Origin of the sequence: Mesorhizobium sp. M00.F.Ca.ET.216.01.1.1, assembly GCF_004010325.2 — a bacterium.
Lineage (GTDB): Bacteria > Pseudomonadota > Alphaproteobacteria > Rhizobiales > Rhizobiaceae > Mesorhizobium.
The window spans coordinates 1-382 of sequence record NZ_SADR02000206.1 but is presented as its reverse complement, the minus strand read 5'-3'; the positions used below and the strand labels follow the sequence as shown (position 1 = coordinate 382).

1 pseudogene is annotated in these 382 nt (G+C 64.9%); it reads right to left on the bottom strand.

Annotated elements, in window-relative coordinates:
* Window positions 1–382: pseudogene (locus EN859_RS35755) on the bottom strand (IS481 family transposase); the annotation flags it as partial.

Below are 382 nucleotides of genomic sequence, written 5' to 3'. Positions count from 1 at the left end.
CCTTGATGCCGAGGCTGGCGTAATAGGCGATGGCAGCTTCGAGGAAGGCGACAGCGCTCTCCTTGCGCTGGTCGGGCATGACTTGGACGAAAGCGACGCGCGAGGCATCGTCGATGCAGACGTGGACGAACTCCCAGCCGATGCCGAGATGGCGGTTGACAGCGCCAGGATATCGCCCGGTGATGCGGTGCCCCACAGAGCCGATCCGGCCGAGCTTCTTGATATCGAGATGATGAGTTCACCGGGGTGCTCGCGCTCATAGCGGCGCACCGGCTCGGCCGGTTCCAGATCTTTCAGCCGCGACAGGCCGGCGCGTGCCAGCACCCGGTTCACTGTCGCCTCGCACACGCCGGTTTGCATGGCGATGTGCTTGCCGGTCAGG